This window comes from Bradyrhizobium sp. Ai1a-2 (assembly GCF_000426245.1).
Taxonomy (GTDB): Bacteria; Pseudomonadota; Alphaproteobacteria; order Rhizobiales; family Xanthobacteraceae; genus Bradyrhizobium.
This window is the reverse complement of the sequence record NZ_AUEZ01000041.1, coordinates 25,477-43,346: the sequence shown is the minus strand read 5'-3', so window position 1 is coordinate 43,346 and position 17,870 is coordinate 25,477. Positions and strand designations below refer to the sequence as shown.

Annotated in this window: 11 protein-coding genes; 9 read left to right on the top strand and 2 right to left on the bottom strand. The window is 64.8% G+C overall.

The features are described 5' to 3' along the window. The first annotated feature begins 10 nt into the window (after nt 1-10). The 6 genes from K288_RS0124470 to K288_RS0124445 all read left to right on the top strand — a co-directional run bounded on the left by K288_RS0124470 (nt 11) and on the right by K288_RS0124445 (nt 10,605). Entirely contained in the window at nt 11-1,096 is a 1,086-nt protein-coding gene (locus K288_RS0124470; protein ID WP_027581934.1) for a malate/lactate/ureidoglycolate dehydrogenase, read from the top strand. Between the two features lie 139 nt (nt 1,097-1,235). Next, nucleotides 1,236-2,015 carry an aldolase/citrate lyase family protein gene (locus tag K288_RS0124465; RefSeq protein ID WP_027581933.1) on the top strand — a complete coding sequence of 260 codons (780 nt, stop codon included), beginning with the start codon at nt 1,236-1,238 and terminating at the stop codon, nt 2,013-2,015. A gap of 128 nt (nt 2,016-2,143) precedes the next feature. Then, nucleotides 2,144-3,667, top strand: coding sequence for an altronate dehydratase family protein (locus tag K288_RS0124460; RefSeq protein ID WP_027581932.1), 1,524 nt, complete (start codon nt 2,144-2,146; stop codon nt 3,665-3,667). A 151-nt stretch (nt 3,668-3,818) separates the two neighbouring features. After that, nucleotides 3,819-7,082: a transglutaminase family protein gene (locus K288_RS0124455; RefSeq protein WP_027581931.1), complete on the top strand. Its 3,264-nt coding sequence runs from the start codon at nt 3,819-3,821 to the stop codon at nt 7,080-7,082. Nucleotides 7,083-7,207: 125 nt separating this feature from the next. After that, the gene (locus K288_RS0124450) at nt 7,208-9,730 is read left to right on the top strand and encodes a circularly permuted type 2 ATP-grasp protein (protein ID WP_027581930.1); all 2,523 of its coding nucleotides are present in this window, start codon (nt 7,208-7,210) and stop codon (nt 9,728-9,730) included. Then, a complete protein-coding gene (locus tag K288_RS0124445; RefSeq protein WP_027581929.1) occupies nt 9,727-10,605 on the top strand; it encodes a transglutaminase family protein in 879 nt (292 codons plus the stop codon). The genes K288_RS0124450 and K288_RS0124445 overlap by 4 nt, the downstream gene beginning before the upstream one ends. A 26-nt stretch (nt 10,606-10,631) precedes the next feature. On the opposite strand, the gene K288_RS46420 is transcribed toward K288_RS0124445, so the two are convergent. Then, on the bottom strand, nt 10,632-11,624 hold the full coding sequence (locus tag K288_RS46420) for a helix-turn-helix domain-containing protein (RefSeq protein WP_051334697.1): 993 nt from the start codon (nt 11,622-11,624) through the stop codon (nt 10,632-10,634). A gap of 512 nt (nt 11,625-12,136) precedes the next feature. Here K288_RS46420 and K288_RS0124430 point away from each other — a divergent pair. Continuing rightward, nucleotides 12,137-13,069: a formylglycine-generating enzyme family protein gene (locus K288_RS0124430; RefSeq protein ID WP_244443237.1), complete on the top strand. Its 933-nt coding sequence runs from the start codon at nt 12,137-12,139 to the stop codon at nt 13,067-13,069. Nucleotides 13,070-13,251: 182 nt separating this feature from the next. Then, nucleotides 13,252-14,466: a PAS domain-containing sensor histidine kinase gene (locus K288_RS0124425; protein ID WP_043160578.1), complete on the top strand. Its 1,215-nt coding sequence runs from the start codon at nt 13,252-13,254 to the stop codon at nt 14,464-14,466. Here the strand turns inward: K288_RS0124425 and K288_RS0124420 are convergent, their stop codons facing one another. Continuing rightward, entirely contained in the window at nt 14,467-16,215 is a 1,749-nt protein-coding gene (locus K288_RS0124420) for a methyl-accepting chemotaxis protein (RefSeq protein ID WP_051334696.1), read from the bottom strand. A gap of 213 nt (nt 16,216-16,428) precedes the next feature. On the opposite strand from K288_RS0124420, the gene K288_RS0124415 reads away from it, so the two are divergent. Then, on the top strand, nt 16,429-17,811 hold the full coding sequence (locus tag K288_RS0124415) for an ethanolamine ammonia-lyase subunit EutB (protein WP_027581925.1): 1,383 nt from the start codon (nt 16,429-16,431) through the stop codon (nt 17,809-17,811). Nucleotides 17,812-17,870: the final 59 nt, after the last annotated feature.

Sequence of the window (17,870 nt, the reverse complement as noted above, 5' to 3'; positions counted from 1 at the left end):
TGACATATCCATGGTGACGATCAAGGTCGACAATCTCATTGATTTTGTTGGAGACGTTTTTTCACACGCCGACTCGTCGTCCGAGGAAGCACGTCGCATTGCAACATATCTGACGACTGCCAATCTCACCGGCCACGACAGCCACGGCGTGATCCGCGTGCCGGTCTATATCCGCTGGAAGAAGATGGGCTCGGTGGTCCCGAACCAGACTCCCGAGATCGTGGTCGATACGCCTTCGCTCGCCGTCGTCGACGGCAAGTTCGGCTACGGCCAGACGGTTGCGCCGGTTGCGGTCAAGCTCGGCATCGAGAAGTGCAAGAAGGCAGGACTTGCCGCGGTTGCGCTGCGCAATGCCGGCCATATCGGCCGCGTCGGCGATTGGGCGGAGATGGCTGCCGCCGAAGGGCTGGTGTCGGTGCATTTCGTCAATGCCGCGGGCTCGCTCCTGGTTGCGCCGTTCGGCGGCGTCGAGAAGCGGCTGTCGACCGCGCCCTATTGCGTCGGCATTCCGCGCCAGGGCCAGGACCCGATCGTGCTCGATTTCGCCACCTCGATCGTCGCCGAGGGCAAGGTTCTGGTCGCAAGCCGCGGCGGCAAGAAACTGCCCGTTGGCGCGCTGGTCGATTCCGACGGCACCCTGAGCGAAGACCCGCACGTGCTGTATGGGACGTATACGCCCGATGGGCCGCGCGACCACACCAAGGGCACCGGCGCGATCCGCGCCTTCGGTGATCACAAGGGATCGGGACTGGCATTCATCTGCGAACTGCTCGGCGGCGCCCTGTCCGGAACGGGCGCGACCGCGCCGGACCGGCGCTTTGCCAACGGCATGCTGGCCTTCTACATCGACCCCAAGGTGATCGATCCCGCCAATTTCTTCGACGGCGAAATCTCGCGCTATGTCGACTTCATCCGCGAGACCAAGCCGATTGCCGGCACCGATAAAGTGCTGATCCCGGGTGACCCCGAAAGGAAGACCCGCGCCGAGCGCACCAAGAACGGCATCCCCTTGCCTGACGACACCTGGGCGGCGATAGTGAACACCGCGCGCGAAGTCGGCGTCAGCGAAGTCAGCATCCAGCGGGCAACAAGCTAACGGGCACCGTCATTGCGAATTGCCGTCATTGCGAGGAGCGATAGCGACGAAGCAATCCATGTTTCAGCTTATGGTGAGATGGATTGCTTCGCTCCGCTCGCAATGACGGGAGGTCCGACAACAAGGGAAGGAAAGCAAAGTGGCGAATAATAAAGTCAAGCAAATCTGGGCGTCGGGCAAAGCGGTGGTCAACGCGTGGCTGGCGATCCCGTCGGGCTTTTCGGCCGAAGTGATCGCGCAATGCGGTTTCGACAGCGTCACCGTCGACCTGCAGCACGGCGTGCAGGATTATCTGTCGATGGTGCAATGCTTCCAGGCGATGAACGCCCATCCGGTGACGCCGATGGTGCGCGTGCCCTGGAACGAGCCTGGGATCATCGGCAAGGTGCTCGACGGCGGCGCCTATGGCGTGATCTGCCCGATGGTCAACACGCCGCAGGAAGCCAAGAACCTCGTCTCCTATGCCAAGTATCCGCCGAAGGGCACGCGCTCCAACGGTCCGATCCGCTCCGGCATGTATGGCTCGGCCGGCACCTACCAGCAGACCGCCAACGACGAGATCGTGCTGCTGCCGATGATGGAAACGCGGACCGCGGTCGAGAACATGGAAGCGATCCTCGACGTCGAAGGCATCGACGGCGTCTATATCGGTCCGTCCGATCTCGGTTTCTCCTACGGCCTGGTGCCGAAGCTCGATCGCGACGAGCCGGAAATCCTCAAGATCTACGAGAAGATCATCAAGGAATGCGGCAAGCACGGCCTCAATCCCGGCATCCACTGCAGCGGCGCCGAAGGCGCGGCGCGTGCGATCAACATGGGCTTCAAGCTCGTCACGCTCTCGAACGAGAGCGGATTGATGATGACCTATGCCAAGATGCAGGTGAACCAGACCCGCAAGGAAGCTGGCGGAAAAGCGTAAGAGAGCGAATAGCGAAATGGCGAGTAGCGAGTAGGGAATAGCAAGGCGGGAACAGCGACCCTATTCGCTACTCGCCATTCGCTATTCGCCCCCTCCAGCTACTCGCCTCTCCCAAGGAGAGACCCCCCATGGCCCCGGCACCCGTGATCCGCCTGCATCCCGATGACAGCGTGCTGATCGCGCGCGCGAGCCTGCCTCCGGGGCTTGAGGTCGCAAGCGGCGTCACCACCGTCGACCGCATCCCGGCCGGCCACAAGGTCGCGATCAAGCTGATCGCGGAGGGCGAGCCGATCAAGCGCTATGGCCAGATCATTGGCTTTGCCACGGCACCGATCGCGCCGGGCCAGCACGTCCACACCCAGAACTGCGGCATGGGCGATTTCGCCAAGGACTATGCCTATGGCGTCGACGTGAAGCCGGTGCCGAATTTCGATCTGCCGGCTACTTTCGACGGCATCCGACGTCCCGACGGTCGCATAGCGACGCGCAACTATATCGGCATCCTCACCTCGGTGAATTGCAGCGCTCATGTAGCTGGCCTCGTCGCTGACGTCTTCAAGAAGAATCCGTTCACCGGCGACAACCCGCTGGCCGATTTTCCGAATGTCGACGGCGTCGTTGCACTGACCCACAAGACCGGCTGCGGCATGACCCAGGACGAGCCGCTGGCGCTGCTTCGCCGTACGCTCGGCGGCTACGCGCGGCATGCGAATTTCTCCGCTGTGATCGTGCTCGGTCTCGGCTGCGAAGTGAACCAGATCGGCGGCCTGATGCAGGAGCAGAAACTTGCCGGGCGGCTGCGCGCGATGGACATCCAGGAAGTCGGCGGCACCCGCAAAACCGTGGAAGCCGGCGTCGCCTTCGTGCGCGAAGCGCTCGCCGACGCCAACAAGGTCAAACGCGAGAAGGTTGCCGCGAGCGAACTCACGGTGGCGCTGCAGTGCGGCGGCTCCGACGGCTATTCCGGCGTCTCCGCCAATCCCGCGCTCGGCGCGGCCAGCGATCTCCTGGTGCGGCACGGCGGCACCGTGATCCTGTCCGAAACGCCTGAGACCTACGGCGCTGAGCATCTTTTGACGCGGCGTGCCGTCAGCCGCGAGGTCGGCGAGAAGCTGGTCGGCCTGATGCGCTGGTGGGAAGAATACACCCAGCGCGAAGGCGCCGAGATGAACGCCAATCCGAGCCCCGGCAACAAGGCCGGCGGTCTCACCACGATCCTCGAAAAATCGCTGGGCGCGATGGCGAAGGCGGGCAGCACCAATCTGGTTGACGTGCTGCACTACGCCGAGGCGGTGACCAAGCGCGGCTTCGTGTTCATGGACACGCCCGGCTACGACCCGGTCGCGGCGACCGGGCAGGTGGCGGGCGGCGCCAATCTGGTCTGCTTCACCACGGGCCGCGGCAGCGTGTTCGGCTGCAAGCCCGCGCCCTCGATCAAGCTCGCCACCAACACGCCCATGTACAAGCGCATGGAAGACGACATGGATGTCAATTGCGGCACCATCCTCGATGGCGAGGAGACCGTACAGGAATGCGGCCAGCGCATTTTTGACCTCATGCTGAAGACGGCATCGGGACAGCCGACCAAGAGCGAGAGCTTCGACTTCGGCGGCGCCGAGTTCGCGCCGTGGGTGCTGGGAGCCACGATGTGAGATGGCGAGTGGCGAGTAGCGAATAGGGCCGTTCCGCTTCTATTCGCCACTCGCCACTCGCCCGCCCCATAGGCACCCGTGCCCGTTGTTAGTGGCTGCTGTCGGCCGGAACCAGTGTTCTGCTTAAAAAAGCTGCTGGAGTCCGCCATCCGTGTCGATCTTCGTCGCACTGCATCACGTCACGCATTACAAGTACGACCGACCGATCGACCTCGGGCCGCAGACCGTTCGCCTGCGTCCGGCGCCGCATACGCGCACGCCGATCCTGAGCTATTCGCTCAAGGTCACGCCGCCTGATCACTTCGTGAACTGGCAGCAGGACCCGCAGGGCAATTGGCTGGCGCGGCTGGTGTTTCCGGAGAAGGCGACCGAGCTCAAGATCGAAGTCGATTTCACCGCGCAGATGACGGTGATCAATCCGTTCGATTTCTTCGTCGAGTCCTACGCCAGCTCCTATCCGTTCCAATACACGAGCGATCTCAAGAACGAGCTCGCGTCGTATCTCGCAACGATCGAGCCGGGGCCGCTGCTCGCAGCCTACCTGAAGGAGATTCCGCGCGAGGCCGACAGCACCGTCAATTTCCTGGTCGACCTCAACGCCAAGCTGCAGAAGAAAATCCGCTACGTCATCCGCATGGAGCCTGGCGTGCAGGCGCCGGAGCAGACGCTGGCGGCCGGCGCGGGCTCCTGCCGTGACTCGGCATGGCTGTTGATCCAGATTCTGCGCCATCTCGGTTTCGCCGCGCGCTTCGTCTCCGGCTATCTGATCCAGCTTCGTCCCGATATCGATCCGGTCGAGGGCCCGCGCGAAGTCGAGAACGACTTCACCGACCTGCATGCCTGGGCCGAAGTCTACCTGCCGGGTGCGGGGTGGATCGGCTTCGACGTCACCTCCGGCATGCTGACGGGCGAGGGGCACATCCCCGTTGCGGCTACGCCGCACTACCGCTCGGCTGCGCCGATCTCCGGCACTGCCGGCTTCGCCAATGTCGATTTCGCATTCGAGATGAGCGTCAAGCGCATCCGCGAGGCGCCGCGGATCACGCGTCCGTTCTCGGATCAATCCTGGGCGCGGCTCGACGCGCTCGGCGAGCAGGTCGATGCCGATCTGAACAAGGAGGACGTGCGGCTCACCATGGGCGGCGAGCCGACCTTCGTCTCGGTGGATGATCTCGAAGCGCCGGAATGGAACATCGCCGCCGTCGGTCCGACCAAGCGTGCGCTCGCTGATGATCTGATCCGCCGCCTGCGTGATCGTTTCGCGCCGGGCGGCTTGCTGCATTACGGCCAGGGCAAATGGTATCCGGGCGAAAGCCTGCCGCGCTGGGCCTTCGGCCTCTACTGGCGCAAGGACGGCGTGCCGATCTGGAAGAATGCCGATCTGATCGCGAAGATCGAAAGCCCGCATAAAGCGCAGATCAAGGACGCCGAACGCTTCGCCGTGACCATGGCACAGAAGCTCGCGCTGGCGGCCGACTACGTCATGCCGGCGTTCGAGGATACCGTCTATTGGATGGAGCGCGAAGCCGCGCTTCCCGCCAATGTCAGCCCCGAAAATTCGAAGCTGTCCGATCCGGAGGAGCGCTCGCGCTTGGCGCGGGTGTTCGATCAGGGACTGACGACGCCAAAAGGATACGTGCTGCCGATCCAGCGCTTCAGTCCGCTTGCCGGCGTGCGCGCCCGTTGGCGCAGCGAGCACTGGAAGATCCGACGCAGCCATCTGTTCCTGTCGCCGGGCGATTCCCCGCTCGGCCTGCGGCTGCCGATCGCCTCGCTCGAGCACGTCCTGCCGGAAGATTATCCCTACATCATCGAGATCGATCCGATGGCGCCGCGCGACCGTCTGCCAGACTTCGATGAGGAATTGAAGCGTCTGCTGGAGGACCTCCCGGAGCCGCCTCCGGTGCGCACGGCGATGTCGATCGAAATCCGCGACGGCACCCTGTGCGCCTTCATGCCGCCGGTCGAGAAGGCCGACGACTATCTCGAACTGATCGCGGCGATCGAGGCGACCGCCGAAGAACTGCAGCTGCCCGTCCATGTCGAGGGCTATGGGCCGCCGTTCGATCCCCGCATCGAGGTTATCAAGGTCACCCCCGATCCCGGCGTGATCGAGATCAACATCCAGCCGGCACAAAGCTGGCGCGATGCGGTCGATATCACCTTCGGCCTCTATGAGGACGCCGCGAAAGTGCGGCTCGGCGCCAACCGTTTCCTGATCGATGGCCGCCACACCGGCACTGGCGGCGGCAACCACATTGTGGTCGGCGGCAGCAACCCGCAGGATTCGCCGTTCCTGCGCCGGCCCGATCTGTTGAAGAGCCTCGTGCTGTATTGGCAGCGGCATCCGTCGCTGTCCTATCTGTTCTCCGGCATGTTCATCGGCCCGACCAGCCAGGCGCCGCGCATCGATGAAGCGCGCCACGACGGGCTCTATGAACTCGAGATCGCGCTTGCCCATGTGCCGCCGGCAGGCGTCGAAGCGCCGCTATGGCTGGCGGACCGGCTTTTCCGTCATATCCTTGTCGACATCACCGGCAATACTCACCGTGCCGAAATCTGTATCGACAAGCTCTATTCGCCTGATGGGCCGACTGGCCGGCTCGGCCTGGTCGAATTCCGCGCGCTCGAAATGCCGCCCGATCCCAGGATGTCGCTCGCGCAGCAGCTTTTGATCCGCGCGCTGATCGCGAAACTCTGGCGCGAGCCGCAACAGGGCAAATTCGTGCGCTGGGGTACGACGCTGCATGACCGCTTCATGCTGCCGCATTTCCTCTGGGAAGATTTTCTGGACGTGCTCGCCGACCTTAGGCTGTCCGGCTACGATTTCTCGCAGGAATGGTACACGGCGCAGCTCGAATTCCGCTTCCCCATGTTCGGCCATGTCCATCATGGCGGCGTCGCGCTGGAACTCCGGCAGGCGCTCGAGCCGTGGCATGTTCTGGGCGAGGAAGGTTCTGCCGGCGGCACCGTCCGCTATGTCGATTCCTCGGTCGAGCGGTTACAGGTCAAGGCCTCAGGCTTTGTCGAGGGCCGTCACGTCATCACCTGCAACGGCAGGCGGATGCCGATGACGGCGACCGGCCGCTCGGGCGAGGCGGTCGCCGGCGTCCGCTTCAAGGCCTGGCAGCCGGCTTCCGGCCTGCATCCGACCGTCCCCGTTCATGCGCCGCTGACCTTTGACCTGATCGACACGTGGAACGGCCGTTCGCTCGGCGGCTGCGTCTACCATGTCGCCCATCCCGGCGGTCGCAGTTACGAGACCAAGCCGGTCAATTCCTACGAAGCCGAGGCGCGGCGGCTGGCCCGCTTCCAGGATCACGGCCATACTCCCGGCCGGATCGAGCCGCCGCCGGAGGAACGCACAATTGAATTCCCGTTGACGCTCGACTTGCGGACGCCGCTCCTGCATTGATCTAGAGCGTTTTCGAGCGAAGTGGACAGCGGTTCGCGTGAAGAAAACGCGTCAAGACAGGAATCGAATCTAGAGCTTCGGTTCTGATTCAATCAGAACCGAAGCTCTGGGGTCAGGGAGTCGACATGGCGACTGGCCAGGATCACAGTCAGGAGAACAGGGGCCGCCCGGCCCAGCGCCGCATGGCGCAGTGGTCGCGCGACTATGCGCGGCTGCCCGGCATTCCCGACGAATATATCGGCCCGGACGGCAGTCCGCGCCCGGTCTGGACCCGCTTCTTCGATGCCTTCGCCGCGCTTTCGCCGGCCGAGATCGAGCGGCGCTTCGCCGCCGCCGATCGCCATTTGCGCGACGCTGGTGTCACCTACCGCGCGCCTGGCGACACCTCCGACCGGCTGTGGCCGCTGAGCCACCTGCCGCTGATTATCGATGACGCCGACTGGCGGCAGTTGGTCTCCGGCATCACGCAGCGCGCGCAGCTGCACGAAATGATCCTGCGCGACATCTATGGCGAGGGACGTCTGGTCGCTGATGGCGCGATCCCCGCCGCCGCGATTGCGGGCAGCAGCGAATATCTGCGCGCCGTCGCCGGCATCAAGCCGCCGGGGGGCCGCTACCTCCACCTCTATGCAGCCGATGTCGGCCGGGGCCCGGACGGTCGCTGGTGGGTGCTCGGCGACCGTACGCAGGCGCCGTCGGGCGCCGGCTATGCGCTGGAAAATCGCCTGGTGCTGTCGCGCGCTTTTGCCGGCCTTTACAAGTCGATGAATGTCGAGCGCGTCGCGCCGTTCTTCGAGGCGTTCCGCGACGGCTTGCGCGCCAGCGCCGATCGCGACGAGCCGCGGATCGGTCTGTTGACGCCGGGCTCATTCAACGAGACCTATTTCGAGCACGCGACGCTGGCGCGCTATCTCGGTTTCCTGCTGGTCGAAGGCGACGATCTCGCCGTCAGCGGCGACCGTGTCCATATCCGCACCGTTGCCGGATTGAAGCGGCTCGACGTGCTGCTGCGCCGGGTCGATTCCAACCGGCTTGATCCGCTCGAGCTCAACGCCTCCTCGCATCTCGGCGTGCCAGGCCTGATCGAGGTGCTGCGCAAGGGCGGTGTAGTGGTCACCAACATGCCCGGTTCGGGTGTGCTCGAAGCGCGGGCGCTGCTCGGTTTCCTGCCAAGCCTTTGCCGGCGCTTGCTTGGCGAAGAACTGGAGATGCCGCATATCGCGACCTGGTGGTGCGGCCAGAAAGCCGCGCGCGAACAGGTGCTGTCGCGGCTCGATGATTTCGCAATTGAAAGCGCCTATGGCAGGGGTGTTCCGGGCTTTGGCGGCCATGGCCCTGTGCTCGCGGGCGAGTTGTCGCCGAGCGAACGTGAACGGCTGCAGAACGCGATCGCCGAGCGCGGCATCGACTTTGTCGGCCAGGAACTGGTGCGGCTGTCGACCACGCCGGTGTGGGAGAACGGCCAGCTCACGCCGCGCCCGTTTGTGCTGCGCGTCTTCGCCGCGGCCACGCCGCATGGCTGGACGATCCTGCCCGGCGGCTTCTGTCGGATCGCCGAACAGGCGGATGCCCGCGCGGTGTCGATGGGCGACGGCGCGCGCGCCGCGGATGTCTGGGTGGTGTCGGAAAAAGCGGTCTCGACCGCGAGCCTGTTGCCTGCCGGCGATACTGTGCGCATCCGCCGCATCGCCGGCGTATTGCCGAGCCGTGCCGCCGACAATCTGTTCTGGCTCGGCCGCTATCTCGAACGCGCCGAAGCGACGCTGCGATTGATCCGCGCGCTCGGCTCGCCGATGCGCGATCCCGCAAGGTCGAATGTGGGCGGCGCGTCCAACCTGCATTCGGTGGAGCGCATCCAGCGCATGCTGGTGGCCTGGGGCGCGAGTTCGCAGACGGCGCGGGCGAACCCGGCCAGAGTCGTGGCCGAAGCGTTGCAGAGCGAGCAGCGTTTCGGCTCGGCATTGTCGCTGGTTCGCTCGGCGCAGCGCACCGCCACCTCGCTGCGCGAGCGGCTGTCGCCGGATGCCTGGCAGGTCATCACCGAGATGGTGGACCGGCTCGGCGAGGAGGTCGAGGACGACGATGGCGTCATCAGCGCGGCCGAATTGACGCTGCAGGAACTGGCGAGCTTCGCGGGCCTCGCGCAGGAGAACATGAACCGCGCCGCCGGCTGGCGCTTCCTCGATATGGGCCGTCGCGCCGAGCGCGCCATCAACACCACCCGCTTCGCGCGGCAGTTTGCTTATGACGAGGCTGGTGACGAAGACCTCGACATTCTGCTGACGCTCGTCGATTGCCAGATCACCTACCGCTCTCGCTATTTGCTGACGCCGGTTCTCGCGCCGGTGCGCGATCTCGCGGTGCTCGATACCTACAACCCGCGCTCGGTCGCGTTCCAGGTCGAAAGCCTCAACGAACACATCGCGGCGCTGCCGAGCCTGAAGGAATACGGGATGATCGAGCGTCCGCAGCGGCTCGCGGTCGCGCTGCAGGCGATGCTGGCGACCGCAGAAGCCGAGACGCTCGACGTAAAAACGCTGTTCTCGCTGGAGCAGGACCTGCTCAATCTCGCCGACGCCATCGGGCTGCATTACTTCCCGCACGGACCCAATGCGAGCCGGCCGGAGAAGCTGACGGGCCTCGCGTGATCTACGATATCAGGCACGTCACCACCTATTTCTACGAAAGCCCGGTCAGTTTTGCGCGATGCTCGCTGCGGCTGGAACCGCAAAACGGCAACGGGCAGGAGCTGATTTCCCACAGCGTCGAGATCAGGCCGCGGCCCGCGGAGCGCACGACGCGGCGCGACTTCTTCGGCACGCACACCGAAAGCATCCTGATAGAGAGCGCGCATCGCAACTTGCGCATCGACTCGCGCTCGCGCGTCGCGGTCTCGCGCCATGCACCCGGCCGCACCGCGCCGAGCCTAGCCTGGGAGAGCGTGCGCGACATCGCGTTCGAGGCGACGAGCCTCGGACCATCCTCGCCGATCGGCTACGTCTTCGCGAGCGCGCTGGTGCCGGTGCTCGGTCCGCTCACGGCCTACGCCTCCGCAAGCTTTCCGCGAGGAGGCGGCATCCTCGCCGGTGCCGCAGACCTGATGCGCCGCATCCGCGGCGACTTCAAGTACGATTCCAAGGCCACCGTGATCTCGACGCCGCTAACGGAAGTGTTCGAGAAACGCCATGGCGTCTGCCAGGATTTTGCCCATGTGATGATCGCAGGCCTCCGCGGCCTCGGCCTCCCTGCAGCCTATGTCAGCGGCTATCTGCGCACCGTCCCTCCGCCGGGACAGCCGCGCTTGCAAGGAGCTGACGCGACACATGCCTGGGTTTCGGTGTGGTGTGGCGTCGAGCTCGGCTGGATCGGTTTTGATCCGACCAACGATCTCCTGGTCGAGAACGATCACATCATCCTCGCGGTCGGCCGCGATTTCTCCGACGTCTCGCCGATCGACGGCATCATCGTCGGCTCGCGCAAGCAGAAGCTGAACGTTGCCGTCGACGTGCTGCTGGTGGAGTGACGCTATTGCACGCGTAGCAGCGCCGATCACTCGGCGAATGCTGCTGCGGACGGCAACAGTCCGACCGCGCGCTTGCCGCGCAGCGTCTCGGACGGGTACTCGCCGAACAGGCTTCGGTAATATTGGGCGAACCGTCCGAGCTCGATGAAGCCCTGCTGCATCGCGACTTCGCCGACGGTGACTTCTCCGGGCATGCTTTCCCTCAGCATGGAATGGATGGCGCAAAGGCGCTTGTGGCGCAGGAACGTCACGGGGCCGATGCCGAACACTTCGTGAAAGGCGCGGTGAAGTCCGCGCCGCGACAGGCTGAATTCGGCGCAGATCTCGGAGATATGCACCGGCCTTGGGCCCACCGTATCGAGATATTCCTCGACACGGCGAACGAGCTTCATCGCCGACGGCAGATGGCCGCGGTCGTCCGGCGGCAGCGAATTGAGGATGGTGCCGGTCATGCAGTCGACGATGGCGCGCTTCCAGAATTCGGCCGCATCATCCGAAAATACCGACTCGTGCCGCGCGAGATTTGAAATGATCTGGGGCAGCCGGCGGGCTGCGACCATGCCGATCTCATCCTTGGCGCGATAGTAGTTCTTTTGCAGCCAATGCGTGGGATCGCTGAGCCGCGCGTCGCCGCCGAAGACGGAGCCGAGATGCGAGAGATCGAGCCGGACCGCTGCATAGGTGGATGCGCCATGGAAGATCCCGTCATGCTCGACCAGCGGCGGGATCACCAGGACGTCGGACGGACGCATGTCGAACGACCAGTGCGTGACGCGGTCTTCGGCATCAAGCAGCATTCCGACGATCAGCCGGTCGTCGCTCGAAATACGCTGCGTGCGCAGGCCGAGATTGAACGAGCCGATGCTCAGCGAGAAATCCCCGATGCCGACATGAGACAGGGTCCCGCGCAGCCTGCCACGTCCGATCTGCATGACGTCGACATGGCTGCCCTTGACGCCTTGATGCATGCCCTCGAAGCCATCAAGGTTGGAGATGTTTACCGAAAGACGTTGCGCCATCTTCGCTTCCCCCACGCGCGGTGGGGCAGTGTCGCTCCCGACAACAAGCCGGAGACGGCGAAGTTCCTGCCACACCCTGACACCGATTTGTGGTCGCGATTCGGGTTTCGTGATGGCGCGCATGCGGCAACAATTTTCGCTGAGCTTTCGTCAAAGCCTTTTTGCGAACGCGAAGAGCCGGGTGCATCGCCGGGTTGGCGTGGCGGCGGAGAGCGAGCTTGCCGAAAATTGGCACAATCTGCACATCACAGGCATGCGGAGTTGGTCTATCGTTTGATCCTCAACCAGAGCAGGCACGCGATCAGGTCGGGTTGGACCGCATCACGCGCCATAGAGTCGGCTGTGCCTATCGCAGCCTGCGCGCACGACAAGAAAAGGGGCTCAACTGTGGTTGCCGCTGGGCTGGCGGCGCTCGAACCGGAAGGGGCGCGACACCGCGCAAAGCTGGCGCCATGTTTCGGGCAGGGACCGAGTGCAGTAGCTTTCAGCCGGATGATATCAGGACCGAGGACATGGTCTGGATTCCCGGCGGTGCGTTCCGGATGGGATCAGACCATCACTACCCCGAAGAAGCGCCATCGCATCGCGTAAGGGTCGACGGTTTCTGGATCGACCGTGCACCGATCACCAATTGGCAGTTCCGCGAGTTCGTGCTCGCCACCGGCCACATCACCGCGGCGGAGATTCCGCCCGGTCCCGCGAACGATCCGGACGCACCGCCGGACATGCGTCTGGCCGGCTCGCTCGTCTTCACGGCGCCGCGGCGGGTGCGCGATTTGCGCGACACCAGCCAGTGGTGGACGTTCGTGCCCGGCGCCAACTGGCGCCATCCATACGGCCCCAAGACCCACATCAACGTGCTCGGCAGTCATCCGGTCGTGCACATCACCTACGCCGACGCATTGGCCTACGCGAAATGGGTCGGGAAGGAATTGCCGACGGAAGCGGAATGGGAATTCGCCGCGCGTGGCGGGCTTGAGGATGAGGAATACGCCTGGGGCAACGCCTTGATGCCCGGCGGCGTGCACGTGGCCAACACCTGGCAGGGCAATTTCCCGGTCCAGAACCTGTGCGAGGACGGCTATGACCGCACCTCGCCGGTGACGGCATTCCCGTCGAACGGCTATGGCGTCTACGACATGATCGGCAACGTCTGGGAGTGGACGACCGATTGGTGGTCGGCACACCACGAAGCCGACGCGCAGCATGGCGTTCCGCACAATCCGGTCGGCGGCCGCAAGGAGGCCAGTTACGATCCGGCGCGCCCGCGGGCCCGCATTCCGCGCAAGGTGCTCAAGGGCGGCTCGCATCTCTCCGCGCCGAACTACAGTCGCCGCTATCGTCCCGCCGCGCGGCACGCCGAAGCGATTGATGCCTCGACGAGCCATGTCGGTTTCCGGTGCGTGCTGCGGTCACCCGTTTCCACGTCTCGCCACCATTCTTGATGACCACTCTCCTGCGGGTTGCAAACCGCCGGAGCGAGCCACCAGGCCGAGAAGAAATCGTTGAATCGGTTCCGATGGTGGGAACGAGTCGGGGCCTGCGGGAGTTCACCCTCTTGGCAGCAGGGGAAGGCATGGTGTCGAATACTGCGAATGTGAGGCCGGGGGGCGAACCAGCGGCCGTCATGTTGTTCCCACAGCCGGCGCTGCAGCTGGTCTACGACACAGCGCCGATCGGCTTGGCATGCCTATCGCCAGACTGCCGGTATCTGCAGATCAATCAACGCCTTACCGAGATATGCGGATTGTCCGTCGAGTACCATCTCGGACGTACCGTCAGGGATTGCGTGCCGGCGCTGGCCGACTCGGTCGAGCGGATCGTGCGGTCGATCATGGAGACCGGCGAACCGGTGATCGGCATCGAAGTCGCCGGTCAGCGGGCCGATCAGGTCGATGAGCGTTTCTGGGTGACGTATTGGCACCCGCTGCGCGCACCAAGCGGCCAGATCGTCGCCATCAATGTCGCGGCGGAGGAGATCACCGAACGGAAGCGCAACGAGCAAGCGCTTCGCCAGGCCCGCGACGCGGCCGAGGACGCGCTGCGCGATCTGCGCGAGGCCCAGGCTTCGCTGGTCGAGGCCGAGAAGCTTGCCGCGCTTGGACGGATGGTCGCGGGCGTCGCCCACGAGGTCAACAATCCCGTCGGCATCAGCCTGACGGTAGCGTCGTCGCTTCAGCGCAGGACCGAGCGCTTTGCAGCGGAAGCCGCGCGCGGCGGCCTCCGCCGTTCGACGCTGACCGAGTTCGTCGCTGCGATCAACGATGCGTCGAACCAGCTCGTGACAAACCTCAATCGCGCGGCCGAACTGGTGAGCGCGTTCAAGCAGGTCGCGGCCGATGACGATCAATCCGAGCGGCGTGAGTTCGATGTCGGCGAGTTGACCGGACGGATCCTCGTCAACCTGCGTCCCGAATTTGAGGAGCGCGGTATCCTGTTGAATGCATCATGCGAGCCGGACCTTCGGATGAACAGCTATCCCGGTCCTTACGGGCAGGTGTTGACCAATCTGGCGTTCAATGTCATCGCGCATGCGTTTACGGACGGCGGCGGAGGTGGTGTCGAGCTGACCGTGCGCGCCGCAGGGCCCGATCATGTCGAGGTGGTCTTTGCCGACAATGGTTCGGGGATGAGCGCCGAGATCAGGCGTCGCGCGTTCGATCCCTTCTTCACGACCCGCCGCCACGAAGGCGCGACCGGCCTCGGCCTGCACATCGTCCACAACATCGTGACCGAACGCCTGGGAGGGCGCATCAGGCTGGATAGCGAGCCCGGCAGCGGCACGCGCATTCAGCTGCTGTTGCCGAGGATCGTCGCCGAACCAACACCGCGGATGGGCTGATCACGCGCTCCTGCGCGCGCCCTCAATCGGATCGGCGCGCAAATTGCGGAAAAACTTCTCGACCTCGCGCGACAGCGTCTCGGCCGTCGCGGTCAGTTCCCCGGACGCAGAAAGCACCGATTCCGCGGCGACGGATGTCTTTCCCATCGCTTCGCTGAGCGAGCCGATATTGACCACCAGCGTGTCATTGCCTTGCGCGGCCGCCTGCGCATTGATCGAGATCTCGCGCGTCGCGGCGTCCTGTTCGCCGACGGCGCTCGCGATGTTCGATGTCACCGCGTTGATCTCGCGCACGGCGTTGCCGATCTCGCGCACCGCCTCGACCGAATTGCGCGTCGAGGCCTGGATCGTGCCGATATTCTCGCCGATGTCGACGGTGGCTTTCGCCGTCTGTTCCGCCAGCGCCTTGACCTCATGGGCGACGACCGCAAAGCCGCGGCCGGCTTCGCCGGCGCGCGCGGCCTCGATGGTGGCGTTGAGCGCGAGCAGGTTGGTCTGCTCGGCGATCGCCCGGATCAGCGTGAGCACGCCGTCGATGCGCTGGGTCGCGGCGGCAAGCCCTTCGATCTCGGCGACCGATTTGTCGGTGCGCTGGCCGGCCTGCTCGACCGCGCCGGCGGACTGGTGGACCTGGCGGCCGATCTCCTGCACCGAAGCCGAGAGCTCTTCGGCGGCGCTGGCGACAGCGGAGACATTGTCGGCAGCTTGCGTGGTGGCGCCGGCGGCCGTCACCGCGCGATCGCTGGCATCGGATGCGACGCTGGCAATGGCCTGCGCCGTATCGCGCATCGAGGCCGCGTTGTCGTTGACCGCGCGCAACACGGCGCCGATCGCCTCGCGGAATGCTTCCACCGAGGTTTCGATGTGCCTGGTGCGCTCGTCGCGTGCCTTCGATTCCTGCAGCACCTGCGAGTTGAGATTGCGGTTGCGCTGCATCGCCTCCCGGAAGATCTCGATCGCGCGCGCCAGCGCGCCGATCTCGTCGCCGCGCCTTGTGTGGGGAACCGCGACGTTCTCCTCGCCTGCCGCGACCTGCCTGATCGTTGTGGTGATCGCCGACAGCGGGCGGGCGACCGAGCGCGCGATGATCAGCACGCCGAGCACCACCAGAACCAGCGCCAGACCGCCAAGGCCGGTCAGGACGAGGGCCATGGTGCGGCTGGTGTCGGTCTCGTGCGCCAGCTTCTTGCTGCGCTCGGCATAGACCTTCGACAGCGCCTCCAAATCCTTGTTCAGCGCCGTGCGAACGTCGCGGTTGGCGTCGTTGTCGCCCCATTCGCGGCCCGCGGCGGCGCCGATCTCGACGCCGCGGCGCACGAGCTCTCTGCGGAAGTCGACGAACTGCTCGATGCGTTTCTTGAAATTGGCGAACTGCTCGGCATCGTCGGCCTGGACAATCTGCTCCCAGTTCTTGACCACGGCGAGGACACGCTCGTTGAACTTGAGGAGCCCGTCGCCGTATTTCTTCACCGTGGCCGGCTCCGTCGACATGTAGATGCCGCGGGATTCCATCACCACTGCATAGACGAGCGAATTGACCCGCTCGACGTTCAGCGCCTCGCGGCTTGCCGTCTCCACGGCTTCCGTAAGCTCCGCGTTCCGGCGGCTGTTGTAGTCGGACAGGAAGGTGATGGCCGCGGTCAGCACCGCAAACAGCGCGAAGATCGCATACAGCTTGGCAGCGAGCGAAAGCCGGGATGTCATGGTGCGGACAGGGATGGGGTGGGAGGACGTCGTGATTTCAGCCATTCGCGGCACTCCAGACAGGCCGGGGAGCACTGGCGGCCGGTAAAATCATCCAGAATTTTGGTGGATTATTTCTTAATGCGCGAAGTTTTCCGCATTGCAACCGGCGGCAGGGTGGCCCGGCCGGGACCGGGCCGGATAACCCGTCGGCACTGGTTCTTGCATGGTGATAGGCTGTTGATCCAATGAAGCGCGGCCAGCGCGCGGGAACTCGTTATGCTCTATCGCCACGTCATCGGTGCCACCTCCTACGTGTTCGGCGATTTGCGCGACCTGCTCGCCAAGGCCGCGCCGCCGCGCTCCGGCGACCGCCTTGCGGGGATCGCGGCCGGAAGTGCGGAGGAGACGATCGCGGCGCGGATCGCGCTCGCCGATGTGCCGCTGAAGCAGTTCCTCAACGAGGCGGTCATTCCCTACGAGGACGACGAGGTCAGCCGCCTGATCCTCGATACCCATGATGCAGCGGCTTTTGCCACCGTCTCGTCACTGACCATCGGCGGGTTTCGCGACTGGCTGTTGTCGGATGCCGCGACGACCGACGCGCTGCAGAAGCTGTCCCGCGGCATCACGCCGGAAATGGCGGCCGCGGTGTCGAAACTGATGCGCAACCAGGACCTGATTCTGGTGGCCAAGAAATGCGAGGTGACGACCCGCTTCCGCAACACCATCGGGCTGCGCGGCCGGATGAGCACGCGGCTGCAGCCCAACCATCCCTTCGACGACGTCAAGGGCATCACCGCCTCGATCCTCGACGGGCTCCTGCTCGGATCGGGCGACGCCTGCATCGGCATCAATCCGGCAAGCGATGACCCCAATGTCATCGGCGGCCTGTTGAGACTGCTTGACGACATCATCACGCGCCTTTCAGTCCCGACCCAGGGCTGCGTGCTGACTCATGTGACGACGACGCTGGGGCTGATCGGGCAGGGCCTGCCGGTCGATCTGGTATTCCAGTCGATCGCCGGGACGGAAGCCGCCAACCGCAGTTTCGGCGTCGATCTTGCGCTGCTCGGCGAAGCGCGGGCGGCCGGACTGTCGCTTCGCCGCGGCACGGTCGGTGACAACGTCATGTATTTCGAGACCGGGCAGGGCTCCGCGCTGTCGGCCAATGCCCATCACGGCGTCGACCAGCAGACCTGCGAGGCCCGCGCCTATGCGGTCGCCCGCGCCTTCGATCCTCTGCTCGTCAACAGCGTGGTCGGCTTCATCGGCCCGGAATATCTCTACGACGGCAAGGAAATCATCCGCGCCGGCCTGGAGGATCATTTCTGCGGCAAGCTGCTCGGCCTGCCGCTCGGCGTCGACGTCTGCTACACCAACCACGCCGAGGCCGACCAGGACGACATGGACAATCTCCTGACGCTGCTGGCCGCGGCCGGTGTCACCTTCATCATGGGGGTGCCGGGCGCCGATGACGTCATGCTGAATTACCAGTCGACGTCGTTCCACGACGCGCTCTATATCCGGGACGTGTTCGGTCTTAAGCGGGCGCCCCAATTCGACGACTGGCTGTTGCGCGCGGGCCTCGCAGGAAAGGACTTCCGGCTTGCCGACGGTGCAGAACTGCTGCCCGAATTTGCCTCGCGCCTGATCGCCTGAGACTCGGCGTTCCGTCCTCGCAGTGCGCTTTGGCAACGCCCCGTTCCCTGCGCGTGTGC